Source organism: Brachybacterium avium (assembly GCF_002216795.1).
GTDB lineage: Bacteria > Actinomycetota > Actinomycetes > Actinomycetales > Dermabacteraceae > Brachybacterium > Brachybacterium avium.
The window spans coordinates 2,987,346-3,011,839 of record NZ_CP022316.1 but is presented as its reverse complement, the minus strand read 5'-3'; the positions used below and the strand labels follow the sequence as shown (position 1 = coordinate 3,011,839).

At 70.2% G+C, this 24,494-nt stretch carries 19 protein-coding genes and 1 pseudogene; 1 reads left to right on the top strand and 19 read right to left on the bottom strand.

Annotated elements, in window-relative coordinates:
* Positions 1-29: 29 nt before the first annotated feature.
* A complete protein-coding gene (locus tag CFK39_RS13485; RefSeq protein WP_089065892.1) occupies positions 30-1,058 on the top strand; it encodes a 6-phosphofructokinase in 1,029 nt (342 codons plus the stop codon).
* Positions 1,059-1,086: 28 nt separating this feature from the next.
* Here CFK39_RS13485 and CFK39_RS13480 read toward each other — a convergent pair whose 3' ends face one another.
* The 19 genes and pseudogenes from CFK39_RS13480 to murC form a co-directional block, all read right to left on the bottom strand.
* The gene (locus tag CFK39_RS13480) at positions 1,087-2,025 is read right to left on the bottom strand and encodes an epimerase (RefSeq protein ID WP_245822651.1); all 939 of its coding nucleotides are present in this window, start codon (positions 2,023-2,025) and stop codon (positions 1,087-1,089) included.
* Complete coding sequence (locus CFK39_RS13475) at positions 2,022-3,230, bottom strand: acyl-CoA dehydrogenase family protein (protein ID WP_089065891.1); 1,209 nt, start codon at positions 3,228-3,230, stop codon at positions 2,022-2,024. The genes CFK39_RS13480 and CFK39_RS13475 overlap by 4 nt, the downstream gene beginning before the upstream one ends.
* A gap of 73 nt (positions 3,231-3,303) precedes the next feature.
* Complete coding sequence (locus CFK39_RS13470; RefSeq protein WP_089065890.1) at positions 3,304-4,122, bottom strand: endonuclease/exonuclease/phosphatase family protein; 819 nt, start codon at positions 4,120-4,122, stop codon at positions 3,304-3,306.
* Positions 4,123-4,126: 4 nt separating this feature from the next.
* A pseudogene (dnaE, locus tag CFK39_RS13465) lies at positions 4,127-7,695 on the bottom strand (DNA polymerase III subunit alpha).
* A 111-nt stretch (positions 7,696-7,806) separates the two neighbouring features.
* Positions 7,807-8,856 carry a hypothetical protein gene (locus tag CFK39_RS13460; RefSeq protein WP_089065889.1) on the bottom strand — a complete coding sequence of 350 codons (1,050 nt, stop codon included), beginning with the start codon at positions 8,854-8,856 and terminating at the stop codon, positions 7,807-7,809.
* Between the two features lie 21 nt (positions 8,857-8,877).
* The gene (locus CFK39_RS13455) at positions 8,878-9,816 is read right to left on the bottom strand and encodes a carbohydrate ABC transporter permease (RefSeq protein WP_089065888.1); all 939 of its coding nucleotides are present in this window, start codon (positions 9,814-9,816) and stop codon (positions 8,878-8,880) included.
* Between the two features lies 1 nt (position 9,817).
* On the bottom strand, positions 9,818-10,705 hold the full coding sequence (locus CFK39_RS13450) for a carbohydrate ABC transporter permease (protein WP_089065887.1): 888 nt from the start codon (positions 10,703-10,705) through the stop codon (positions 9,818-9,820).
* 95 nt (positions 10,706-10,800) lie between these two features.
* The gene (locus tag CFK39_RS13445; protein WP_089065886.1) at positions 10,801-12,075 is read right to left on the bottom strand and encodes an ABC transporter substrate-binding protein; all 1,275 of its coding nucleotides are present in this window, start codon (positions 12,073-12,075) and stop codon (positions 10,801-10,803) included.
* Positions 12,076-12,334: 259 nt separating this feature from the next.
* Positions 12,335-15,430 carry an alpha-mannosidase gene (locus tag CFK39_RS13440; RefSeq protein WP_089065885.1) on the bottom strand — a complete coding sequence of 1,032 codons (3,096 nt, stop codon included), beginning with the start codon at positions 15,428-15,430 and terminating at the stop codon, positions 12,335-12,337.
* A 136-nt stretch (positions 15,431-15,566) separates the two neighbouring features.
* Entirely contained in the window at positions 15,567-16,298 is a 732-nt protein-coding gene (locus tag CFK39_RS13435) for a hypothetical protein (RefSeq protein WP_089065884.1), read from the bottom strand.
* Between the two features lie 41 nt (positions 16,299-16,339).
* Complete coding sequence (locus tag CFK39_RS13430) at positions 16,340-17,266, bottom strand: RluA family pseudouridine synthase (RefSeq protein ID WP_089065883.1); 927 nt, start codon at positions 17,264-17,266, stop codon at positions 16,340-16,342.
* The gene (gene lspA, locus CFK39_RS13425; protein WP_157697173.1) at positions 17,263-17,868 is read right to left on the bottom strand and encodes a signal peptidase II; all 606 of its coding nucleotides are present in this window, start codon (positions 17,866-17,868) and stop codon (positions 17,263-17,265) included. The genes CFK39_RS13430 and lspA overlap by 4 nt, the downstream gene beginning before the upstream one ends.
* Positions 17,865-18,614: a DivIVA domain-containing protein gene (locus CFK39_RS13420; protein WP_089065882.1), complete on the bottom strand. Its 750-nt coding sequence runs from the start codon at positions 18,612-18,614 to the stop codon at positions 17,865-17,867. Before CFK39_RS13420 ends, lspA begins: the two co-directional genes overlap by 4 nt.
* Positions 18,615-18,708: 94 nt before the next feature.
* On the bottom strand, positions 18,709-18,981 hold the full coding sequence (locus tag CFK39_RS13415) for a YggT family protein (RefSeq protein ID WP_420836207.1): 273 nt from the start codon (positions 18,979-18,981) through the stop codon (positions 18,709-18,711).
* 25 nt (positions 18,982-19,006) lie between these two features.
* Positions 19,007-19,495, bottom strand: coding sequence for a cell division protein SepF (locus CFK39_RS13410; protein WP_089065880.1), 489 nt, complete (start codon positions 19,493-19,495; stop codon positions 19,007-19,009).
* 183 nt (positions 19,496-19,678) lie between these two features.
* On the bottom strand, positions 19,679-20,338 hold the full coding sequence (pgeF, locus tag CFK39_RS13405) for a peptidoglycan editing factor PgeF (protein WP_338027682.1): 660 nt from the start codon (positions 20,336-20,338) through the stop codon (positions 19,679-19,681).
* A gap of 71 nt (positions 20,339-20,409) precedes the next feature.
* The gene (gene ftsZ, locus CFK39_RS13400; protein ID WP_089065878.1) at positions 20,410-21,729 is read right to left on the bottom strand and encodes a cell division protein FtsZ; all 1,320 of its coding nucleotides are present in this window, start codon (positions 21,727-21,729) and stop codon (positions 20,410-20,412) included.
* Between the two features lie 216 nt (positions 21,730-21,945).
* Positions 21,946-22,698, bottom strand: a complete 753-nt coding sequence (locus CFK39_RS13395; protein ID WP_245822649.1) for a cell division protein FtsQ/DivIB — start codon at positions 22,696-22,698, stop codon at positions 21,946-21,948.
* 266 nt (positions 22,699-22,964) lie between these two features.
* Positions 22,965-24,485, bottom strand: coding sequence for a UDP-N-acetylmuramate--L-alanine ligase (murC, locus tag CFK39_RS13390; protein WP_089065876.1), 1,521 nt, complete (start codon positions 24,483-24,485; stop codon positions 22,965-22,967).
* Positions 24,486-24,494 lie beyond the last annotated feature (9 nt).

The following is a 24,494-nucleotide window of genomic DNA, read 5'->3' as shown; positions in this document are numbered from 1 at the left end:
CGCGCTCGACGAGAGAAGAAGCCATCCCCATGAAGATCGGAATCCTGACCTCCGGCGGCGACTGTCCCGGACTGAACGCCGTGATCCGCGGGGCGGTGATCAAGGGCGATCAGCACTTCGAGGACGAGTTCATCGGGTTCCGGGACGGCTGGCGCGGTGTGATCGAGGATGACTGGATGACGCTGCCGCGTCGGCGCGTGCGCGGCATCGGCCGCCTCGGCGGGACGATCCTGGGCACCTCCCGCTCCAATCCCTTCGCCGAGGGCGAGGACGGGGCGGAGATCGTGCGCCGCCACCTCGACGAGAACGACATGGACGCGATCATCGCGATCGGCGGCGACGGCACCCTGTTCACCGCGAATCGGCTCTCCGAGGCCGGCATCCCGATGGTCGGGGTGCCCAAGACGGTCGACAACGACCTCGATGCCACCGATTACACCTTCGGGTTCAACACCGCGGTCGAGATCGCCACCGAGTCCCTGGACCGGCTGCGGATCACCGGCGACTCCCATCACCGCTGCATGGTCGCGGAGGTGATGGGTCGCAGCGTCGGCTGGATCGCTCTGCACTCGGGGATGGCTGCGGGAGCGCATGTGATCTGCCTGCCGGAGTTCCCGCTGAGCATCGATGAGATCTGCACCCAGGTGGCGTCGGCCTTCGCCCGGGGCCGGGCACCGCTGGTGGTGGTCGCCGAGGGATTCGTGCCCCGGGACGCCCCGGAGGGCTTCATCGACTACGAGCTGGACGAGTTCGGGCGTCCCCGCTTCGGCGGGGTGGCCGAGGTGCTGGCCCCGCTGATCGAGGAGCGGCTGGGCATCGAGTCCCGGGCCACGGTGCTGGGGCACATCCAGCGCGGCGGGGAGCCGACCGGCTACGACCGGGTGCTCGCCACCCGGCTCGGGACCGCGGCGGTGGATCTGGTCCACCAGAACCGTTTCGGCCGGATGGTCGCGCTGCGCGGCACCGAGATCGTGGATGTGCCGCTGACCGAGGCGATCGACAGCGTCAAGCGGGTGCCGGAGTCCCGCTGGCGCGAGGCCGAGGTGCTGTTCGGCTGATCGACGTTCCGCGGGCGTCCGAGCGGGATCAGCCGGGCAGCAGGTCCGCGAGAGCGCCGTCGAGCCGCGGATGCTGGAATCGGAATCCCGCCTCGTCCAGCACGCGCGAGGTGGCATGGCGGCCCGTGAGCCCCAGCGCCGGGTCCGTGCGCAGCAGCACGGCCCCGAGCCGGAGCAGCGGGGCGGGGGTGGGGAGGCCGTGGCTCCGGCCGACGCCCCGTCGCAGCAGGCGCATCATCTCGGCGTTCCGCACCGGGTGCGGGGCGGAGGCGACCACGATCCCCTCGGGCAGCTGCGGCTGCTCCAGGCCCAGCGCAGCGAGCACGATCCGCCCCCAGTCCTCGACGTGGATCCAGCTCACCCATTGCCGGCCGGTGCCCACCGGTCCGCCCAGCCCCCAGCGGGCCAGCAGCACGAGCCGCTCCAGTGCCGGGGTCCCGGCCTCCAGCACGATGCCGGTGCGCAGCACCACCTGATGGTCGCAGTGCGCTCCCTCGGCCGCGCGCTCCCAGCGCTCGGCGACCCCGGTCATCTGCGGCAGTCCCACGGGCACCGGGCTCGTCTCCTCCAGCAGCCGGTCCCCGGCGTCGGACCAGATCGCGGTGGTCGAGGCCTGCACCCAGTGCGTCAGCGGCTCCTCCAGGCGCTGGGAGGCCTCGACCAGCGCTGTGGTCGCCTCGACGCGGGAACGGGTGAGGTCGGCGATGTTCTCCGGCGTGGGTCGAGCATCGACGAGCCGGCCCGCCAGGTTGACCAGGGCGGTTCCCGGTGCTGCGAGCTCCTGCGTCCAGCGTCCGAGGGTGCGACCGTCCCAGTGCACCTCACGCACGCCCGGGTGCCGGGACGGAGACCGCGGCGCCCGGGTGAGGACCACGACCTCGTGCCCGCGCCTCACGAGCTGAGTGCTCAGCGCGCGGCCGAGGGTGCCGGAGCCTCCCGCGATGACGATCCGCAGCGCGTCGCTCACTGCGGCAGCACCGGGCGGGGCGCCCCGATCTCGCCGAGCAGGGCCTTGGCGTAGGAGGAGTGCACGGATTCCTCGTCGGAGGGGTGGTACATGCCGGCGCGCACGTCCCGGGAGAGCCGCTCCAGCTCGCTGCGCCGGAAGTACTGGGATCCGCCGCTGGCGCGCAGCACCTGGTCCACCGCGGCGATCGCCGACTCGGTGGCCCGGGACTTCACGCCGGAGAAGTGCAGGAACCAGCGCGGGCCGTGATCGCTCAGGCCGCTGCCCTGCTCCCCCGACCCGAGCGCATCGAGATCTGCCATGACCTTCTCGATCTGCAGGATCGAGCCGTCCACCGCGATCGCCGCATCGGCCAGCCGCCAGCGGATGTCGGGGTCGTCGGCGTGGACGATGTCCTTGGTGGCGCTGCGGCGGGTGGTCGCGATCCCGGTCCCGACCGTGATCGCGCGCTCGGCGATGCCGGTGTACACCGACGCGATCAGCAGCTCGAAAGCGCCGAAGATGCCCATCACGAACGGGTCGGGGTTCGGGCCGACGGGGGTGTGCGTGAGAACCCGATCGCCGGGGATCGGGGCGCCGTGCAGGCGCGTGGTGCAGGACTGGGAGGGACGCATCCCGTGGGTGTCCCAGTCATCGAGGGTCTCGACCTCGTCGGTGCGCTCGATGACCCCGAAGACGAGCCGCGGCTCCGCCTCGGAGGCCTCGGCGACGCGGCCGTGCACCACCAGCCGGTCCCAGACCGGGGCGAGCGAGGTGAAGATCTTGGTCCCGGTGAGCGCGAATCCGCCGTCCTCCTGCTCCACGGCCCGGGTGGAGGAGTCGAAGAGCATCGCGTCGTTGCCGGCCTCGGAGATGCCGAAGGCGAACAGCCGATCCGCGGCGGCGTCCTCGAGGATGGTGCGCACCGGTGCCACGCCGAGGCGGTGGGCGTGCAGCGCCGCCCCGGTGACCACCAGATGCATGTTCATCGACAGCGCCGTGGCGGGAGCGGCCCGGGCGAGGCGGCGCTGGATCCGCGTGGCCTCCAGCAGCGAGGCGCCGAGCCCGCCGAGCTCGGCGGGCACCAGCAGACGCAGGTAGCCGCGCTCGCGGAGATCGGCGAGATCGTCCCGGGGGAAGGTGTTCTCCCGGTCGTGGACCACCGCACGCTCGCGGAAGGTCTCGAGCAGGGAATCGGGCAACAGGTCCTCGGCGGTGGAGCTCATGAGGCAACGCTAGTCCAGGCCGGCCTGCTGGGGGCGGCAGGCTGCGCGGTTCCCGCCGTGGTCCTCCGGCCTGTCAGTGTGGGGTGCGCAGGGTCACGCTCACCGGGCGGTGGTCCGAGGCGCCCCGGGGAGCCACCACCGGGGCGCTCGCCTCGATGTCGCCGCGCATCCACAGCGAGTCGATCCGTCGCAGTGGGAACCGGGCCGGATGGGTGGCCCCTCCGCGGGTGCGCAGCCACGCCATGGCGGCAACGATCCGCTGAGAGAGGTTCGGGCGCAGTGGGTCGCCGCCGTCACGCGAGGCGTGGCGTGCGGTGTCCCGCCACCCGGCGGCGGCCAGTGTCGCCAGCTCCGGCGCGGTGGGATCGGCGTTCATGTCCCCCATCAGCATCGCCGGCCCCTCGAGGTCCCGGGTGCGGCGGGCGATGTCCTGCGCCTGGGCGGTGCGAAGCGCACGGCCGGCATTGTCGAGATGCGTCACGAGCACGTCGAGCTCCTGGCCCTCGGCGCAGCGGACCCGGACATGCAGCAACCCGCGCGGCTCCGGCGACGGCGCACCGTCCGACGGGACGGGCAGCAGGTGCAGGGTGTGCGCGAGGATCGTGTGCGGGGTCAGCAGGGCGAGCCCGTAGCGCCGTCGCGGCGCACCGGCCTGCGACGGCGGGAGGTCGAGCGTGGCGCCGAAGCACACCCTCATGCCCAGCAGCGCCGCGAGCCGTGCGGGCTGGTCCTCGTGAGCGGAGCGGGGCCCGAACCCCTGGTCGACCTCCTGCAGGCCGATCACGTCGGCGTCGAGCCGCCGGATCTCGCGGGCGGTGCGCGCGAGATCAACGCGAGAATCGGGCCCCAGGCCGTGGCGGATGTTGAAGGTCGCGACCCGCCACGCGCTCATCGCATCACTGCAGGCAGCTCGGTCCCAGCAGCGTCTTCAGCGAGGCGTACAGCGCGGCCGAGGGGGTGACCGAGAGCCGCTTGTCCAGCCGCATCAGCGTGGTGCGGCCGGGCTCCTGCAGGCGCAGGCGCACCTCGCTGCCGCCGGGGTTGTCCTCCAGCACACCCCTCAGTTCGCTGACCACCCGTTCGCTGGCGCGCATCGCGGGCAGCGCGATGACCACGGGACCGTCGGGCCCTCCCCCGACCTCCGGGATCGACATCTCCATGACCTTCAGCTCGGGCATGCCCTTGGAGGTGTCCAGCCGTCCCTTCATCGAGACGATCAGATCCTCGGCGAGCTCGGTGGCGACGGTCTGATAGGTCGAGGGGAACATCAGGCAGTCGATCGAGCCCTCGAGGTCCTCGACGGTGACGATCGCCCACATGTCGCCCTTCTTGGTGGTCTTGCGCTGCAGGGAGGTGATCAGCCCCGCGATCGTGACCATCGCCCCGTCCTCCACGGCGCCGTCATCGGCGAGCGCGCTGATGGAGGTGGACGAGTTCTGGGCGATGACGTGCTCGAGCCCGTACAGCGGGTGGTCCGAGACGTACAGGCCCAGCATGTTCCGCTCGAAGGCGAGCTTGTCCTTGCGATCCCATTCGGGCAGGTCCGGGATCGTGGTGGTCGCGGCCGAGCCGGTCGCCACCTGGTCATCGCCCCCGCCGCCGAACATGTCCGAGCTGAACAGGTCGCCCTGTCCGGTCGCCTCCTTCTTCTTGACGTCGATGACCGCATCGACGGCGTCCTCGTGGATCAGCACCAGGGAGCGGCGGTTCGCGCCCAGCTCGTCGAAGGCGCCGCCCTTGATGAGGGACTCGATGGTGCGCTTGTTGCACACCGACAGCGGCACCTTGTCCAGGAAGTCGGTGAAGGAGGTGAAGGCGCCCTTCTCCTCACGGGTGGCGATGATCTCCTTGACCACGTGGGCGCCGACGTTGCGGATCGCGGAGAGACCGAAGCGGATGTCGTCGCCGACGGCGGAGAAATACAGATCGGACTCGTTGACGTCCGGCGGCAGCACGGTGATCCCGCGATGCCGGCAGTCGCCGAGGTACAGGCCGAGGCGGTCGCGATTCTCCTGGGTGGAGGTCAGCAGCGCGGCCATGTACTCGGTGGGATGGTTCGCCTTGAGGTAGCCGGTCCAGTAGGAGACCACGCCGTAGGCGGCCGAGTGCGACTTGTTGAAGGCGTAGTCGGCGAAGGGCATCAGGGTCTCCCACAGCGCCGTCACCGCGGCCGCGGAGTACCCGTTCTCCTTCATCCCGGCCTCGAAGGAGGCGAACTGCTTGTCCAGCTCCGCCTTCTTCTTCTTGCCCATGGCGCGGCGCAGGATGTCCGCCTGTCCCAGGCTGTACCCGGCGACCTTCTGCGCGGTCTGCATGACCTGCTCCTGGTAGACGAGCACGCCGTAGGTCTCGCCCAGGATCTCCGCGAGGGGCTCCTCGAGCTCCGGGTGGATCGGGGTGATCTCCTGCAGCCCGTTCTTGCGCAGGGCGTAGTTGGTGTGGGAGTTCATGCCCATCGGGCCCGGCCGGTACAGCGCCGAGACCGCGGTGATGTCCCCGAACTGGTCGGGCTTCATCTGCCGCAGCAGGGTGCGCATGCCGGAGCCGTCCAGCTGGAACACGCCGAGCGTGTCGCCCTTCTGCAGCAGCTCGTAGGTCTTCGGATCGTCGAAGGGGAGCGTCTCGAGATCGGGCGGGGTCTTGCCGTTGCGCGCCATGTTCTCGACGGCATCGGAGAGCACGGTGAGGTTCCGCAGTCCCAGGAAGTCCATCTTCAGCAGCCCGAGGGCCTCGAGCGTGGGGTACTCGAACTGGGTGATGATCTGGCCGTCGGAGGGGCGGCGCATCATCGGGACGATATCGATCAGCGGGTGGCTGGACATGATCACGGCGCAGGCGTGCACGCCCCAGCCGCGGGTCAGGCCCTCGACGCCCTTGGCGATCTCGACGACCTTCTGGACGTCGGGGTCCTCGTCGTGGATCCGGCGGAACTCCCCCGCCTCGGCGTAGCGCTTGTCCTCGGGGTCGAAGATGCCCTTGACCGAGATGTCCTTGCCCATCACCGTGGGCGGGAGCGCCTTGGACAGCCGGTCGCCCATCGCGTAGGGGTAGTCCAGCACGCGCGCGGCGTCCTTGAGGGAGTTCTTCGTCTTCATCACGCCGTAGGTGATGACCTGCGCGATGCGGTCGTCGCCGTACTTGCGCTCCACGTACTCGATGACCTCGCCGCGGCGGCGATCATCGAAGTCGACGTCGAAGTCGGGCATGGAGACGCGGTCGGGGTTCAGGAACCGCTCGAACAGCAGGCCGTGCTCGAGGGGGTCGAGGTCGGTGATGCGCATGGCGTAGGCGACCATCGAGCCGGCGCCGGAGCCACGGCCCGGCCCCACGCGGATGTCCTGCTCCTTGGCCCACTTGATGTAGTCCGAGACCACCAGGAAGTAACCGGGGAAACCCATCTGCAGGATGACCGAGACCTCGTAGTCGGCGCGCTTCTGCACATCCTCGGGATGCCCGCCGGGTAGCGGTACTCCAGCCCCCGCTGGACCTCCTTGACGAACCAGGACTCCTCGTCCTCCCCCACCGGGGTGGGGAAGTTCGGCATATAATTCGCGCCCTCGTCGGTGGTGCGGAACTCGACCTCGCACATCTCGGCGATCCGCAGGGTGTTGTCGCAGGCCTCCGGGAACTCGCGGAACAGCTCGCGCATCTGCTGGGCGGACTTCAGGAAGTAGCCGGAGCCGCCGAACTTGAAGCGGTCGGGGTCGTTCAGGCGGGAGCCGGAGTTGATGCACAGCAGGACGTCCTGGATCTGGGCATCCTGCTCGGTGACGTAGTGCAGATCATTGGTGGCCACCAGCGGGGCGCCGACGGCCTTGGCGACCTCGAGCAGGTCTTTGGTGACCCGCTTCTCGATGGTCAGCCCGTGGTCCATCAGCTCGATGAAGTAGTGCTCACGGCCGAACATGTCCTGGTACTCGCCGGCCGCCTTGACCGCTTCGTCGAACTGGCCCAGTCGCAGGCGGGTCTGCACCTCGCCGGAGGGGCAGCCGGAGGTGGCGATCAGCCCGTCGGAGTACTGGGAGAGGATCTCCCGGTCCATGCGGGGCCACTTGCCCATCTGGCCCTCGAGCGAGGCGTAGGAGCCCAGGCGGAACAGGTTGTGCATGCCGGCGGTGGTGCGGGACAGCAGCGTCAGGTGCGTGTACGCGCCGCGGGCGGAGACGTCGTCGCCGGCGAGCTGCTGCTCCCGGGTGCCCCACTGCTGGCGGGTGCGGTCGTGACGGCTGGTCCCCGGGGTCACATAGGCCTCGATGCCGATGATCGGCTTGATGCCCGCCCCCGTGGCCGCCTTGTAGAACTCGTAGGCGCCGAAGAGGTAGCCGTGGTCGGTGATCGCGACGGCCTGCTGCCCCTGCCGCACCGTCTCGTCGACCAGTTTGTCGATCTTCGCGGCCCCGTCCAGCAGGGAGTAATCGGTGTGGACGTGGAGGTGCACAAAATCATCGGAGTCCGCGGAAGCCATGCACTCCAGGGTAGCCCTGCCCACGACATCCGAGGCGCTCAGGGGTGGGTCGGAGAGGTCACCTCGGCGAGTTCGGCGTGTCGCCGCCGGGAGCCGCTGCGGGTCCGGGCCTCACCACGGCGCGGCGACCTCCGCATGAGTGCGCAGGATCCCTTCGGTGGTGCCCTCGGGGGCGCGGCCGATGCCGCACTCGGTGGCCACGCCGATGTCCTGGCGGAGGGCGGGCAGTGCCGCGGCGAGGCGGCGGCGAGCACCGTCGGCCCCGTCCTCGCGATGGACGAGGCCGAGGTACAGCTCGGCGACGGCGTCGAGCTCGGCGAGCGGGGCGAAGTATGCCTCGTCGTCGCGGTCGATCGGCACCGGCAGGTGCAGCCAGGACAGCTCGCGCGCAGCCGAGTCGATGACAGCGTTCGCGACCCGCACCAGGTTCGCGGTGTCGACCGGTTCCACGAAGTGCTTCTCCCCGGCATCCCCGTAGCACAGATGCATCCCCACCTCGACCTCGGACGGGACGGAGTCGATCAGTGCGGCCAGGCGCACGGCGATGCCGTCGAGCACGCCGCCGGTCCACCAGTGGTCCATCACCGAGCCGTAGCCGGAGGCGCCTTCGAGGATGCCCATCTCGCTGGCCACGTCCCACTGGATCGCGAGGTCGGAGTGCGGGATGTCCTCGAGGATCTGCTCGAGCTCGCCGAGGAGCGCGTCGGCGTAGACGAGCTCGAAGGCGGCGCGGTCCTCACCGCGGAAGAAGGAGGAGATCACGGCGACCGGGGTGGGCAGGGAGACCTGGAACCTGGTCCCGGCGGGGATCACCCCCTCCTGGCGCAGCCGGGTGAACAGCGCGTAGGCCTCCTCGGCGGCTGCCGCATATCCGAGCGGGGGCAGGTCGATGTGCGCGGGCTCCACGCCGCTGGCCAGGCGCAGCGGGCGGATGTCGAGTCCGGCACCGAAGGGGATCGGCTCCTCCCCCACCCGCTCGATGCCCTGGGCCTCGCCGAGCACGTCGGGCTGGAACATGATCCAGTGGAATCGCTTCCCCACCTCGCCGTCGGGGATGCGGCGCACATGGCCGCCGAGGATCTCGGCGACCGTGCGCATGGTGGTCTCGGCGTCGTCGTAGTTGACGCTGCCGGTGAGATGGGCACCCCGTGTCTGAGTCATGGGTCCAGGGTACGGGGCGGGTCAGCCCTTGACCGCGCCGTCCTCGACGCCGCGGAAGAAGAACTTCTGGAAGACGGCGAAGAAGATGATGATCGGGATCAGCGCGATCATCGTGCCGGCGGCCACCACACGCGGGTCGGAGCCGAAGTTCGAGTTCAGGTACTCCATGCCGACAGTGAGGGTGTACTTCGCCGGGTCCGTGAGCACGATCAACGGCCACAGGAAGTCGTCCCAGCCACCGATGAACGCGAAGATCGCGACCACGCTGGCCATGCCCCGCACGCTCGGCCAGACGATGTTGCGCAGGATCTGCCAGGTGCTGGCGCCGTCGATGACGGCGGCCTCGATCAGCTCCTTAGGTATCGCCCGACAGGCCGCAGTCATCAGCAGCACGTTGATCGCCCCGACCAGTCCCGGCAGCATCACGCCGCCGAGGGTGTTGGCCAGGCCGAGGGACTTGATCGTCAGGAACTGACTCATCAACGTCACCTCGCCGGGAAGCAGCAGCGTCGACAGGAGGATCAGCACGGCGATCGTCTTCCCGCGGAAGTGCAGGCAGCCCAGCGCATAGCCGGCGAGAGTGCCCAGCACGACGTTCGCCACCACCAGCGCCACTGCGACGATGAGGGAGTGCCAGGCGTAGTCGAAGATCGGGATGGTGCCGGCGACCCGCGTGTAGTTCTCCAGCGTGAAGTCCGCGGGGATCAGGGTCGGCGGGAACGCGTAGATGTCATCGCTTGGGCCCTTGAAGGAGCTCGACAGCTGCCAGATGAACGGACCGATGGCGATCACCAGCACCATCACGAGCAGCACGTAGCGGACGATCAGCCCCGCGAGGGTCGGCTTGCCGAAGCCGCCGCCGCCCTTGGTCTTCCAGGGCCGGTCGGTGCGGCGCCGACGCGACGGCGTGCCCGTCGGCGGGATCTGAGCGGGAGCGGGGTCATGCCTCAGAGTGTTCATCTCAGGCTCCCTTCGCCGGCTTGTCGCCGCGGTTGAGGTAGGCGACCAGCAGCAGCGGCCCGATGGTGAGCAGGAACAGCGCCACGCTCGCCGCCGAGGCGTACCCGAGCCGGCCCTGCAGGCCCGAGCCGGTCTGCTGGACCAGCATGACGATGCTCGCCGCTGCGCCGCCCGGACCGCCGGAGCCGTTGGACAGGACGTACAGCTCGGTGAACACCCGCATGGCGCTCACCGTGATCAGCGCGCTGACCAGGAACATGGCACCGCGCACCCCGGGAATCGTCACCGAGAGCAGGCGGCGCAGCCCGTTCGCACCGTCCATCGCTGCGGCCTCGTGCAGCTCACGGCCGACGTTCCCCAGCGCGGCGAGGTACACCACCATGTAATACCCCAGGCCCTTCCACACGGTCAGCAGGACGGCAGTGCCGATGAGACCCCAGCGGCTGGCGAGGAACGGTATCGGCTCCTGGATCAGGCCGATGAACTCGAGCGCCTCGTTGATGATGCCGCGCGAATCGAACAGCCAGGTCCAGATCAGACCCACCACGACCACGGAGGCGATCACCGGGAAGTAGAAGGTGGTGCGGAAGGCGGAGATCCCCGGGATCTCCTTCTCGACCAGGAGAGCCATCAAAAGAGGCAGGAAGGTGAGGAAGGGGACGCACAGCGCCACGTAGACGAGGCTCGTCACCAGCGCGTTCCAGAAGCGCTGGTCCCCCAGAAGGTCCGTGTAGTTCTCGAGACCGACGAAACTCCCGCCGGTCAGCGGCCGAGCGTCGGTGAACGACAGCACGATGGTGTTCAGGAACGGCCACAGGGCGAACACGATGACCCAGATCAGGGCCGGTGCCGCAAGAATCCACGGAACATACCAGCGGAACGCACGCATGCGAGATCACTCCTTCGTGTCGGCCTGCGGAGACCGGGAGAGCGGGACGAGGCCGAGCGGATCGCGCCCCGGGGGCGGAAGGAAGGTCCTCGGCCTCAGGCGAGGTTCTTGTTGCCGTACTCGACGGCCGCCTCGAGAGCGGCCTCTGCCGTGATCTCTCCCTGCATCGCCGTGGCCATCTGCTGGATCAGATTGGTATCCATGTCCTCGGTCCACCGCACGTTCGTGTTGTCGACCGCGGTGTCCATCGACTCGGAGGCGACCTCCACGGCCCGATTCTGCAGCTCGATGTCGCTGTCCTGGGCGAACTTCGAGGGATCGGCGGCGGCCTTCTGGGTGCCGGGCAGGAATCCCTGGGCGAGAGTGCAGAACTCGATCTGGTTCTCGTCGTTGGTGAGGAACTGGGCGAATGCGAGGGCCGTGGCCGCGTTCGCGGACTTCTTCGAGACGCAGACGCCCTGGACGAACAGCGGTGGTTCGCCGAAGCGGGGGGTGACGACGGTGTCCTCCAGGAGGGAGGGCGCCCCCTCCTTCAGCTCGCCGGCATAGGTCGAGGTGGCGGTGGTCCACAGGACCTTGCTCTGCTTGTACAGCGCGGCATTGCCCGTGTAGTCATTGTTCAGGACTTCCGGAGGCATCGCTCCGGCAGCGTAGAGGTCGACATATTTCTGCAGGAGCGCGACGTTCTCTTCGGTGGCGAAGTCGAACTCGCCGTTGTCGTCCGAGGTGATCACGAGCTCCGGCATGCTCGACATGACGGGATTCTCCCCGCCCTCCTCATGGACCTGCAGGGCGAGGTCGAACATCTCGTCGAGTGAGGTGGGCAGCGAGGACTCGTCGACGCCGAACTCGGAGAGCTGTTCGATGTTCCACCAGTTCATATCGGTGCCCAGGTACCAGGGGAACCCGAAGGATCCCTCCACCTGGGGGAACTGGTAGCCCTTGACGGCACCTTCGACATAGGTCGAGGCGAGCTCGGGCACCGCTGCGCCCAGATCGAGCAGGAAGTCGGTCGAGGCCAGGGGGTAGGCCAGATTCGGTGGCAGGTTGATGACATCGGGCAGCGACTCGGAGTTCGCCTGCGCCAGGACCTTGTCCTGATAGCCCTCTCCCGGCTGGTCCATCCAGTTCACGGTGGTACCCGGGTACTCCTCCTGGAAGTCCTGGATCACCTGCTCGAAGAAGGGGGTGAACTTCTCGTTCTTCAGCGACCACGACTGGAAGGTGATCTCCCCCGTGATCTCGCCCGAGGCGGCCTTCTCGGCGACGTCATCGCTGCTCTCGCCGCTGCCGGAGAGCCCGCATCCTGCGAGCGTCGCAGCGGCGACACCGGATCCGGCGGCGAGGAATGTGCGTCGGGTAGCTGCCATGACTGGACCTCTTCTGTTGTGGTCGATGCTTCGGTGCGGAGCTCGGCGGCGAGCTCCGGAGCGGGGTTCCCGGGAACCCCGACACGCACCACTAAAGCGGTAAAGTGATCGTTGCACCCGGCCCGCCTCCTGTCAATTCCGCGGCAGGTTCGACGCACCGGACCAGCAGTTCCGAGCTGCCGTGCTGAGCAGCGGCCCCCTCAGGGCACACGACGCCACCGGGGGCCGCAGGACCCCCGGTGACGTCAGGCAGATCGCCTCAGAAGCGGACGCGCACGCTCGTGATCTCGAAGGGCTTCAGCGTGAGGGCCAGGGCGGACCCCTGCGCAGCAGCTGCGCGATGCGCCAGCGGGGAGTCGTCGGTCAGCGGCCGCTCGAGCAGGTCGACCACCGTCAGCTCCTTCGCCCCGGGCACCTGGAGGGTCGCCTCGGCGCGTCTCCCCTCGGACTCGTACAGCCGCACCACGAGGTCCTGCGAGCGGTCCTCGGCGAGCTTGATGGTCTGGATCCTGGCGCTGCTCTCCTCGCCGTCGGCGACCAGCTGAGCCACCGGCGCCAGCTCCTCCGCGCGGCGGAGACGGCGCTGGGGCTGGTTGAGCTCCTCGCCGAGATCCACCGCGTCCCCGAGGCCCGCATCCGGTCGGATCGCGTACTGCAGGGAGTACTGCCCTTCCTCTGCCAGGGGGTCCGGGAACTCCGCCGCCCGCAGCACCGTCGCGCGGACCACCGTGGTGGTCCCGCCGTCGTCCTCCCGCAGCACGCGCCGCACGTCGTGCCCGTACGAGGAGTCGTTGGCCAGTGCGATGCCGAAGTCCGGCTCGGCCACGCGCACCCAGCGATGGGCGCAGGTCTCGAACCGGCCGAAGTCCTCGTTGGTGTTCACGGGGATGGGCCGGTCGAGGTGGCCGAACTGGATCTCGCTGCTCATGACGGCGGCGCGGACATCCAGCGGGAAGGCCAGCTTGAGCACCTTCTTGCGTTCGTGCCAGTCGACGTCGAGGTCGATGCCGAGGGCGTCCGCACCGGGAGCGACCGAGTACGTCAGGGTGATGCGCGATCCGGTCCCGACCGCCGGCATCCCCTCGTGGGGGCGCTCGACGGCGCCGTCCTCGCGGGTGCGGTGGGTGACGGCGATGCGCACCGTGCCATCCTCGTCGTGCGTGACCTCCGGCGCGCCCTCGGCCGTCAGGTCACGGTGGACATGGCGGTAGAACTCATCGATGTCCCAGGAGTCCCAGGCGTTGGGTGCGTCCCGGTGCAGCTGCAGCAGGGCCCCGGCGGCCCCCGGGGCGATCGCCTCGCGACCCGCGGCGCCGGCGCGCAGCGAGGTGAGCAGCCCCCGCTCGTCGATCTGCACGTGGAGCCCGGGGGTGGTCACGGTGAGGGTGCCGCCCGCCTCCCGCACCATCGGCGCCGCGCCCAGATCGCTCGCGGCGGCGATCGCCAGCGGCGGGACGCCCTGGCGCGAACGGGATGCCGAGTTCGCGATCACGTAGGTCTCGGAGTCGTCGCCGAGCGCTGCGAGGGCGGCCGCGACCAGCGACTCACCCTGCTCGGTGATGTAGTCGTAGGACTGCTCGGCCTCGCGATGCACCCAGGCGATCGACGAGCCCGGCAGGATGTCGTGGAACTGCAGCAGCAGCAGCTTGTCCCACAGCGAATCGATCTCCTGGTACGGGTAGACGAAGCCGTCGACCAGGCGCGCCGCGGTGGCGCTCCACAGCTCGACATCATGCATCAGCGCCTCGGTGCGGCGGTTGCCCTGCTTGCCGTGGATCTGCGAGGAATAGGTGCCGCGGTGCAGCTCGAGGTAGAGCTCTCCGTTCCAGACGGGGGTGTCCACATACTCCGCACGGGCGCGGGCGAAGAAGTCCTGCGAGGAGGACCATCGGACCTTCGGCGCTCCCTCGAGATCCGCGAACCGCTCCTGCGAGGCGATCATCTCGCGGGTCGGGCCGCCCCCGCCGTCTCCCCACCCGGTCGGGGTCAGACCGATGTGGCTGGCGCCCTTTTCCTTGAAGTTCTCCTCGAAATAGGCGAGTTCCGCAGCGGTGAGCTGCCCGTTGTAGGCGTCGATCGGTGGGAAGTGGGTGAACTGCGTGGTGCCGTCGATCCCCTCCCAGTCGAAGGTGTGGTGCGGGAAGGTCGAGTACTGGTTCCAGGACACCTTCTGGGTGAGGAAGGAGTCATTGCCGGCGAGCGCGCAGATCTGGGGCAGGGCGGCGGAATAGCCGAAGGAGTCCGGCAGCCAGGTCTCCTTGGTCTCGAACCCGAACTCCTCGAGGAAGAACTTCTTGCCGTGCAGGAACTGGCGCGCCATTGCCTCGGAGCCGGGCATGTTCGTATCCGACTCGACCCACATGCCGCCCACCGGCACGAAGCGGCCTGCGTCGACGTGCCCGGCGATCCGTCGGAACAGCCCCGGGTACTCATCCCGGATCCACTGGAACTGCTGTGCGGACGAGCAGGAGAAGGTCAGCTGCGGGTAGTGCTCCAGCAGCCAGCAGACGTTGGAGAAGGTGCGGGCGCATTTGCGCTTGGTCTCCCGCACCGGCCACAGCCAGGCGGAGTCGATGTGGGCGTGGCCCGTGGCGATGACGGTCAGTGCCGAGGCATTCGCGGGAGCGTCCAGCACCTCGCGCAGCTCTGCCCGCGCTGCGCCGGCGGTGCCGTGCAGATCGTCCGGGTCGGCGACGTCCAGCGCCCGCCCCAGGGCGTGGAGGATGTCGAAGCGGCGCGCGGACTGCTCGGGCAGGGTGTGCATGAGGCCGTTCAGCGCGATCACGTCCTGCTCGAGCTCCCAGACCACCCGCGAGCGCCAGGCCAGGCGCAGCATCGTGAGGTCGTAGATGGGATCCTCCCCGGCGGTCGCCTTGTCCCCCAGCGCGGTGGTGGCGAAGGTCCAGTCACCGGGCACGTTGGGATTCGCGGCGCACTCGAGGTAGAGGTCGACCTCCTGGCCGGCCTCGAGGGTGAGGTACTGGTTGAAGGGGTTGATCGCCTTGACGGTCTCGCCCTCGGGGGTCCAGATCAGCGCCTCGGCCTGGAATCCCGGCATGTTCGTGAAGGACAGGTCGAGCTGGAGCTCGATGTCGCGGTCCTCGCCGACGCTCCAGGAGCTCGGCACGTGGCCCGTGACGTGCAGCCACAGGGTCGACCAGGGACGACCCCAGCGGTCGCCGACGGACACGGGGGTGTATCGCTGGCGCCTGGCCTCCTCGAAGGGGACGGGCTCGTCCGGCACCTCCCAGGCCTCGATCGTCAGCGGCCCGGTGGCCAGGTGACGGCGGGCCGGCAGCATCTCGCGCAGGAACCGGCGGACCCGGTCCTCACTGGTGGGGCGGTTGTCGTGCATGGGGGGCTCCTCGATGAGCGTTGCCAGAGCGCCGATGGCGCCCGCTGACCGGGCATAAAGCGGTTTAGCAAGCGTAGCATCGTCGCGGAGCCGGACGCTGCCCGCCCCGTCGCCGCCCTGGGCTGCACCGGGCGGCTCAGTCTGCGCCGTCCTCCGCCTCCTGCTCACGGCGCATGTCCGCCAGCAGGGTGTTCATGAAGTCGTGGACGTCCTCGAAGCTGAGCGAGCGCTCGTCACGGCGGGGCGGGATCCCGCCCACGAAGGCACCGCCGTGCCAGGACAGCGAATCGTCCGGCAGGGTCGGGTCGTCGCCCCGCCACAGGTCGATCGGGATCGCGTGGGCGGCGAGGTCGCGGGCGATCTCATCGGCCTGGGCGGGGCTGCCGGAGCGCTGCAGCACGGAGACCAGCAGTGACTGGGCGGCCCAGGCGATCGCGTCGTCGGCGCTGTCCTGCCCGGGATCGATCCCCTCCTGGACCAGTGCGAGGTAGCTCGCGGCGAGCTCGTCGGCACCGTCCTCGTAGTGGTCCTTCGCGACCCGCAGCGCGACGCGCGGCACGAGATCGTGAGCGTCCCAGAGCACCGCCGCGCCCACCAGCGCCATGCCCACTCCGGTCGGGAAGTCCGGGTCCAGGGCGAGCGCGGTGGCCGGCATGCGACCGGCCCGCCGATCGTCGTCGGCCGCCAGGAACTCGTGGATCGAACGCGTCAGCGCCGCCCGCGTCTTCTCGTCGTCGCGCAGGACGACCTCCGCCTCGGCGGGGTCCACTCCCAGCCGATGCGCGATGCGCGCGAAGGGGAAATCGGGGCGTGCCAGGGCCGCATCACGGGTGGGGGCCAGTGCGCCGGAGATCTGCTCATCGTTCATGCCCTGACGCTATCGCGGGTGACACCGGCACCGTGACCGGCTCAGGGGCCGCGCAGCGCCTCCAGCGCCTGCTGCAGATCTGCGGGGTACTGCGAGCGGTAGGTGACCTCGTGCCCGGACACCGGATGGATGAAGGTCAGCTCCATCGCGTGCAGCCACTGGCGGATCAGGCCCACCCGCGCCGCGAGCGTCGGATCCGCTCCGTACAGCGGGTCGCCCACCAGCGGATGGTGCAGCGCCGACAGGTGCACGCGGATCTGGTGGGTGCGGCCGGTCTCCAGACCGATCTTCAGCAGGGTCGCGCCCTGGAGGTCCTCGAGGGTCTCGTAGTGGGTGACCGAGTGCTTGCCGTCGTTGCGCACCGCGAATTTGTAGTCATGCTGCGGGGAGCGGCCGATCGGCGCCTCGATGGTGCCGCGCGGCTGGTCGGGGGTGCCCTGGCAGATGGCGTGGTAGACCTTGCCGACCTCGCGAGCGCGGAAGGCGTCCTTGAGGGTGGTGTAGGCGCGCTCGGTGCGGGCGACGACCATCAGCCCGCTGGTGCCCACGTCCAGGCGGCTGACGATGCCCTGGCGCTCCTGGTCGCCGGTGGTGCTGATCCCGACGCCTGCGGCGGCCAGGTGGCCCAGCACGGTCGGCCCGGACCAGCCGGCACTGGGATGCGCGGCCACGCCCACGGGCTTGTCGATCACCACGATGTCCTCGTCCTGATGGATCAGGCTCATGCCCTCGGCGATCTGGGGGCGCACCTGCACCGCCGGCTTCTCCTCGGGCAGTTCGACGAACACCATCGCCCCGGGCTCGAGCCGGGTGGAGCGGGCCGGGGCGTGCCCGTCGATCAGCACATGGCCCGCCATCACGAGCTCTGCGGCGCGGGTGCGGGAGAGCCCCAGCATCCGCGAGATGCCCACGTCGACCCGTTCTCCGGCGAGCCCCTCGGGCACCATCAGGGTGCGTGAGGCGTTCACCGCGGCTCCTCCGGAGTCGCATCCGGGCTCCCCGGGGACTCCGCTGCCGGAGCGTCCGCGGCGGGATCCGCGGCGACGCCGAACAGGCCCAGGGCGATGATCAGGATCGCACCGCCCACCACCGCCATGTCGGCGACGTTGAAGACCGGCCAGTTCGGCAGCTCGAGGAAGTCGACGACGGCGCCGTGGAAGGGCGAGGGGTCGCGAAGCATCCGGTCATGGATGTTGCCCAGCGCGCCGCCCAGGATGAGGCCGAGCGCGACGGCGTATCCCCAGGAGCGGACCGCCTTGAGCGCGAACACGATCACGCCGACCACGATCGCCAGCTGCAGGCCGGTGACCACCGGGGTGATCTCGGACCCCATCCCCCAGGCCGCGCCGGTGTTGTACAGCAGGGTCAGCTGCAGGATCTCGCCGATGAAGGGCTGGGGCACCAGCTCCTCCAGGTTCGCCTCGGCCCAGTTCTTGGAGATCTGATCGATCACTGCGAGCACCACGGCGATCACCGCGATGATCCCCAGGACCCGGCCTCGGCTCAGACGGCGACGAGCGCCGGACCTCTGGGGCCCGGCGCTCGTCGACTCGGTGGAAGCGCTGTTCACAGACCGAAGTTCGCCTGCTTGTCCTGCGTCTCGCTGGTGTCGAGATCGCGGAGCTGGTTCTCCAGGTAGTTGCGCAGACGGTTGCGGTAGTCGCGCTCGAAGTTGCGCAGGCCCTCGATGGTCTTGTCGAGCTCGGCCTTCTTCTCCTGCAGCTCGGTGAGGGTCAGGCGGGACTTCTCCTCGGCCTCGCCCACGATCCGCTTATGCTCGTCGTTGGCCTCGGTGATCAGGCGGTCACGCTCATCCTCGCCGTTCTTCACGTGCTCGTCGTGCAGACGGTTCGCCAGGGCGATGATGCCGGCCGCGGACTGGTCCGGGGCCTCCCGCACGGGAGCGGCCTCGACGGCGGGCTGCTGCGCGGTGGCCGCATCCGCGGTGCCCGCGGCGGGGTCCTGCTCGGCGGCGGTGACCGTGGTGTCCTCGTCGACCGTGGCGGTGGCCCCGGGCTCGTCCGCAGTCTCGTCGGCGTCGGTGACCGAGGTGGTGTCGATGATCGCGTCGGTCTCGCCGGTCGCGGACACCTCCGCCGCCGGGGCGGCCGCGGCCTCGCCGGTCTCGAGCTCGGCGATGCGGTTGTGCGCCTCCTCGAGCTCCTTCTTCAACCGCTCGTTCTCTGCGATGAGTTCCTTGAGACGAGGTTCCACGTCGTTGTCGAGGAAGTTGTCCACCTCGTCCATGTCGTAGCCCTCGGAGAATCGAACGGGGGTGAACCGCTGATTCTGCAGGTCTTCGGGCATCAGAGCCATGGGTCACCTTTTCCTAGTTCTTACGTCAGAAGCGCGGTGCGCGCAGTGTCGTCAGCCTAGCGGATGCAGCGGACGTTCCCGAACTGGGAAGTCCTCACATCGCGAGGCCGCCGAGGATGCGCAGCAGGATCCATCCGACGACCAACAGCAGCATCAGGCTCAGATCGAGGGAGACCGCGCCGATGCGCAGCGGGGGGATCAGGCGCCGGAGCCCCTTCACGGGCGGGTCGGTCAGCGTGTAGACGACTTCGAACAGCACCAGCACCAGCCCCGCCGGACGGTACTCCCGCGCGTAGGACCGGATCCATTCGAGCACCAGCCGCGCGATGAGCACGATCAGATAGAGCAGGAGTGCGAGGTACGCCATTCCCGCGATGAGCTGCACGGCGTGCTCAGCTCTGGTTGTAGAAGCTGCCCTCGTCGGCAGAGCTGTCCCCGTCGACCTGGACGAACTCCGGCGAGAGCAGGAACACCTTGGAGGTGACGCGTTCGATGGTCCCGCGCAGACCGAACACCAGACCGGCCGAGAAGTCGACCATGCGCTTGGCGTCGCCGTCCTGCATGTCCGAGAGGTTCATGATGACCGGCACGCCGTCGCGGAACGACTCGCCGATCGCCTTCGCGTCGTTGTAGGACCGCGGATGGATCGTGGTGATGCGGTGCATCGACTCCTCCACTGCCGGGGCCATGGAGACCACGTTCGAATGCTGACGGATCGGGGTCACCTGGGCCTCCCGTTCGGGTGCGGGCTCGGGGCCGCGCTCGGTGCGGCGGGGCGATGCGGCGACCTCGTCGTGGCGGAGCCGCTCGTCCTCGTAGTACTCGTCGTCGACCTCGTTGGCGAGGCCGAGTGCGACCATGGCGTTGCGCCAGGTTCCCATCGCAGATCTCCCAGTCTGTTGTTCACGCTGACCTGGGCTCCAGGGAAGCACGGGGAGTGCGCGGGAGCCCTTGCCCACTGAAAGTACCGTAGGCATTTCCTCCACCCCGGGAGGTGCCCGGCGTGTCGTGGGCGTGTCCGGTGCGGTGGCGCTCACGCGGTGAGCGCCCGCCGCCCCTCGGCCTCAGCTGCGGCGGATCACACCGGCGAACCGGCCGGTGCGCGAGGCGCGGCGGTAGGAGTAGAAGCGTTCGTCCTCCAGGGTGCACGGGTGGTCCGCATCGAGCGAGGCGCGGGGCACGCCCGCCGCTGCCAGCACCGCGACCGCACCGGCGCGCAGGTCCAGCGACGGTGTGCCCCAGGAGGTGCGTGCCCAGGTCTGCGGCAGCCGCGCCGCGGCATCGTCGCGCATCGTGGCGGGCACCTCGTAGCAGGCGCCGCAGATCGAGGGGCCGACGCTCGCCTGCAGGTCCGCCGGACGGGTGCCGAGCTCTGCCATCACCTCGATCGTGCGCTGCAGCACACCGGCCAGCAGACCCTGGCGGCCGGCGTGGGCGACCGCGACGACACCGGCGACGGGATCGGACAGCAGCACCGGCAGACAGTCCGCCACCATGATCGCCAGCGCGACATCGCGCCGGTCCGTGACCATCGCATCCGCAGTGAGGGTCGGCACCCTGCCCGTCGCCGGCAGCACGTGGACATCGGCGGAATGGACCTGGTCGACGAAGACCACCGACGCGCCGATCTCCTCGGCGAGCAGGGCGCGGTTGCGCTCCACGGCCTGCTCGTCGTCCCCGACGTGCCGGGCGAGGTTCAGCCCGGCGTGGTCGCCGGTGCTCACTCCCCCGCCCCGCCCCGTGAACAGGGCACGGGCCCCGCGAAGACGCGGGGCCCGTGCTGTCAGAGGTGAGCTCACTTGAGGAATGACGGCAGATCGAGATCGTCATCGTCCGACGGCGGCTCCTCGATGTGCGGCGGGCGCGCGGGCTCCCGCTCGGGGGCCCGCGGTGCGGGCTGCGGGGCGACCTGGCCCTGCGCCGCACCCTGCTCGTCCTCGGAATCCGCGGCGTCCAGGATCTCGGTCTCCGGCTCCGCGGCGCTGGACCGCGACGGGGAGAACGCCTGCTGCGGCAGGCCCCAGGCCCCGGGGGCGGCGGCGGCTCCGCCCTGGGCGGGGCGCTGCTCCTGGGCCGCGGGGCGAGGCTGGGCGGCGCGCGGCGCCGGAGCCTGCTCGGTGCGCGGGGCGGGACGCTGCTGCGGGGCGATGTCGTGGCGCGGGGCCGGACCGCCGCCCTCGAAGCCGGCGGCGATGACAGTCACGCGGACCTCGTCGCCCAGGGCGTCGTCGATGACGGAGCCGAAGATGATGTTCGCATCCGGGTGGGCGGCCTCCTGGACCAGGCGGGCCGCCTCGGAGACCTCGTACAGGCCGAGGTCGCTGCCGCCCTGGATGGACAGCAGCACGCCGTAGGCGCCATCGATGGAGGCTTCCAGCAGCGGGCTGGAGACCGCCAGCTCGGCGGCCTGGAGCGCTCGGTCCTCGCCGCGTGCGGAGCCGATGCCCATCAGGGCGCTGCCCGCTCCCTGCATGACGGACTTGACGTCCGCGAAGTCGAGGTTGATCAGGCCCGGTGTGGTGATCAGGTCGGTGATGCCCTGGACGCCGGAGAGCAGCACCTGGTCCGCGCTCTTGAAGGCGTCGAGCATCGAGACCTGCTTGTCCGCGATGGACAGCAGGCGGTCGTTGGGGATCACGATGAGGGTGTCGACCTCGGCCTGCAGCGAGGCGATGCCCGACTCGGCCTGGGTGGAGCGGCGACGACCCTCGAAGGTGAAGGGGCGGGTGACCACACCGATGGTCAGCGCACCGAGGCTGCGGGCGATCTTGGCGACCACGGGCGCGCCGCCGGTGCCGGTGCCGCCGCCCTCGCCGGCGGTCACGAAGACCATGTCCGCCCCGCGCATGACCTCTTCGATCTCTTCGGCGTGGTCCTCGGCGGCCCGCTTTCCGACCTCGGGGTCGGCGCCGGCGCCGAGACCGCGGGTGATCTCCTTGCCGACGTCGAGCTTGACATCCGCATCGGACATCAGCAGCGCTTGGGCGTCGGTGTTGATCGCGATGAACTCGACGCCCTTCAGACCGGACTCGATCATGCGGTTGACAGCGTTGACACCTCCGCCGCCGACGCCGACGACCTTGATGACTGCGAGTGAGATCTGGGTTCCGGCCACGTTTGGGTCCTTGCTCTTGTCGTTCCTCCGCGAAGAGGGGCCTGCGTCGCACCTGGTCGTGGACTTCCGAAACCCTGGACCTCGAGTTGAGGTTCGGACTTCGGGGCACCTCCCCTTTCCTCTGACGCTAGGGACAGGTGCACCTGCACGCAAATACCGAGGGCGCGTGTCGGCCTCCGAGCGCGGGCCAGATCACCGTGGTGACCTCGATCGGCGTCATCTGGTCACGGGGGCGACCGGGGAGGAGACGTCGATGACGGAGCCCGGCTGGCCGAGCAGCGCCTGGACCACCTCGGCCTTGAGCTCCGCATCATGCGCGTCGCCCCACACGACCGTCTTGGTGCCGCCGCCCTCGAGGGCGAGCTCGAAGGTGACGTCGCTCCTGGTGGAGGCCGAGACCTCCCGCACCGCGCCGCGCAGCGTCGTCGGCATCTCCGCGAGGACCTCGCTCATCGCGGCGGCCGCCCCGTCGGGGTCGGCGGAGCCGCTGCTGACCGCGAGCGGGACCAGGGTCTCCCCCTCGCCTGCGGCAGCGGGCAGCTCCTGCCCATCCTCCCCGACCACCACCGAGGTGCCGTCCAGCCTGGTGAGCACCGCGATCGGGGCGGTCTCGGTGATGCTCACCCGCGCTCCGTCCGGCCAGATCCGCTCGACCTCGACAGAGGCGACGCCCGGCATCGCCCCCACCTCGGCGGCGATCTCGCCGGTGGGGAGCAGCAGCACGCTGCCCTCGGCCGGCGGCGCGGCGACGGCACGGATCTCTGCCTCGTCGAGGTATCCGGTCCCGTCCACCGTCACCTCGTCGACCTGCAGGGCGGGCAGGAAGACGACGGTGAGCAGTGCGGCGACCAGCACCAGCAGAGTGCCCGCGGTGCCGGCGAGGATCAGGCGGCGACGTCGCCGCCAGGGGCGACCCACCACCAGCTCTCGCAGACGGCCGTCGGCGGGGACCGATCGCCCGTCAGCCATCGGCTTCTCGCCGGCCGTGGAGATCGGGCGGGGCCGGCCGACGGACCGGGAGCGGGAGCGGGGCGCCGGAGCCGCCGACGACGCCGAGCGGGAGCGCGGCGCAGAGGCGGTCGACGAGACGGAACGGGCAGCGGTGGTGGGCGCGGGTGGGGCCTCCGTCGGACGCTGCCGAGCGGCCTTCGCCACCGGTCGGCGCTGCGGAGGTACCGATGGTGCTGGGCGTCGGGGGCCCTGCCGGGGGCGCGGCGCGGTGGGGCGTCGAGCCATCAGCCACGCCCTCGAGCGGAGTCCAGGGCGGCCATCAGCCCGGGGGTGACCTCCACGATGTCCCCGGCGCCGAGCATCAGCAGCAGATCATCGGGGCGGGCGGCGGCGACGACGCGGTCCACGAGCTGCTCGGCGCCGGCGACCGGCTCCACGGACTCTGCGGCGAGGTCGGTGACCGTGCGCGCGTCGACCCTCGGGTCCGGGTCCTCCCGGGCCGCGTAGACGGGCAGCACCCAGGCCAGATCGGCCGCCGAGAGCGCTGCGGCGAAGTCGACCGCGAAGTCTCGGGTGCGGGAGAACAGGTGCGGCTGGAAGCCGACCAGGACCCGTCCCGGCTGCGGCTGCGCGGCGACGATCCCGCGGGCCGCGGCGATGGTCGCGGCGACCTCCCGCGGGTGGTGGGCATAGTCGTCCACGACCGTGACCCCGCCGGCGGTCCCGGCCACGTCGAAGCGACGGGAGGCACCGGTGAAGGTCCCCAGCCCGGCGGCGAGGGCGGTGAGATCGGCCCCGGGCACGGCGGCGGCGGTCGCGGCGAGGGCGCCCAGTGCGTTCAGCACGTTGTGGTGCCCGGTCACCGACAGCTGTGCGGTCAGCTCACCGCTGGGGGTGTCGATCTCGATCTCGGCGCCGCGGGGCCCGTTGCGCTCCTGCCGCAGCGCCCACCGGGCATCCTCGCCGGTGCCGTAGCGCACCACGGTGAGCCCGCGCTCCTCGGCCCGCTGACCGAGTGCCCGGGCGCCCGGATCGTCAGCGCACACCACGAGTGTGCCGCCGGGGGCGAGCTGCCGCGTGAGCGCGTCGAACGCCGCGGTGAGGTGGGTGACGTCGCCGTGGAAGTCGAGGTGGTCGGGCTCGAGATTGGTGACCACCAGGGAGCGGGGGGTGAAGGCGAGGAAGGAGCCGTCGGACTCATCGGCCTCGACCACCGCGAGTGCGGTGGTCGACGGGGGTGCGGACGGCTCGGCGCCGAGCCCGGCGTTGCGGCCCAGGTCGGGCACCGCCGCGCCGAGCGCCCAGGCGGGATCGTGCCCGGCACCGCGCAGCGCGGACACGGCCATCCCGGTGGTGGTGGTCTTCCCGTGGGTGCCGGCGATCGCGATCAGGCCACGGCCGCTGAGCAGCCCGGCCAGAGCGGCCGCGCGGTGGATGACCGGGATCCCGCGCTCGCGAGCCGCGAGCACCTCGGGGTTGTCGGCGCGCACAGCGGTGGAGACGACCACCAGGTCCAGGTCGGCATCCAGCAGGTCCGCGTCGAAGCCGATCCCGATGCGGGCGCCGGCCGCTCGCAGCGGGGCGATGAACTGGCCGTCCTGCGAGTCGGAACCGCTCACGGTGAGCCCGGACTCGAGCGCGAGGCGGGCGACGGCGCTCATACCGGCTCCGCCGATGCGCACCACATGCACCGAGCGCACGTCCTCGCCTGCAGGCCAGTCCGGCCGGGTGACCACGTCGCCGGCGCGCAGGATCGTGCGCGGGGTCACCGGTGGCAGGGAACCGTTCTCGGGGGCAGCAGTCATGTGATCACG

What these genes read in the sequence shown, in the direction of transcription:
- CFK39_RS13485 (WP_089065892.1), top strand. Translation starts at nt 30, where the DNA reads ATGAAGATCGGAATCCTGACCTCCGGCGGCGACTGTCCCGGACTGAAC.
- CFK39_RS13475 (WP_089065891.1), bottom strand. Translation starts at nt 3,230, where the DNA reads ATGAGCTCCACCGCCGAGGACCTGTTGCCCGATTCCCTGCTCGAGACC.
- CFK39_RS13470 (WP_089065890.1), bottom strand. Translation starts at nt 4,122, where the DNA reads ATGAGCGCGTGGCGGGTCGCGACCTTCAACATCCGCCACGGCCTGGGG.
- CFK39_RS13460 (WP_089065889.1), bottom strand. Translation starts at nt 8,856, where the DNA reads ATGACTCAGACACGGGGTGCCCATCTCACCGGCAGCGTCAACTACGAC.
- CFK39_RS13455 (WP_089065888.1), bottom strand. Translation starts at nt 9,816, where the DNA reads ATGAACACTCTGAGGCATGACCCCGCTCCCGCTCAGATCCCGCCGACG.
- CFK39_RS13450 (WP_089065887.1), bottom strand. Translation starts at nt 10,705, where the DNA reads ATGCGTGCGTTCCGCTGGTATGTTCCGTGGATTCTTGCGGCACCGGCC.
- CFK39_RS13445 (WP_089065886.1), bottom strand. Translation starts at nt 12,075, where the DNA reads ATGGCAGCTACCCGACGCACATTCCTCGCCGCCGGATCCGGTGTCGCC.
- CFK39_RS13440 (WP_089065885.1), bottom strand. Translation starts at nt 15,430, where the DNA reads ATGCACGACAACCGCCCCACCAGTGAGGACCGGGTCCGCCGGTTCCTG.
- CFK39_RS13435 (WP_089065884.1), bottom strand. Translation starts at nt 16,298, where the DNA reads ATGAACGATGAGCAGATCTCCGGCGCACTGGCCCCCACCCGTGATGCG.
- CFK39_RS13420 (WP_089065882.1), bottom strand. Translation starts at nt 18,614, where the DNA reads ATGGCTCTGATGCCCGAAGACCTGCAGAATCAGCGGTTCACCCCCGTT.
- CFK39_RS13415 (WP_420836207.1), bottom strand. Translation starts at nt 18,981, where the DNA reads ATGGCGTACCTCGCACTCCTGCTCTATCTGATCGTGCTCATCGCGCGG.
- CFK39_RS13410 (WP_089065880.1), bottom strand. Translation starts at nt 19,495, where the DNA reads ATGGGAACCTGGCGCAACGCCATGGTCGCACTCGGCCTCGCCAACGAG.
- CFK39_RS13395 (WP_245822649.1), bottom strand. Translation starts at nt 22,698, where the DNA reads ATGGCTGACGGGCGATCGGTCCCCGCCGACGGCCGTCTGCGAGAGCTG.
- murC (WP_089065876.1), bottom strand. Translation starts at nt 24,485, where the DNA reads ATGACTGCTGCCCCCGAGAACGGTTCCCTGCCACCGGTGACCCCGCGC.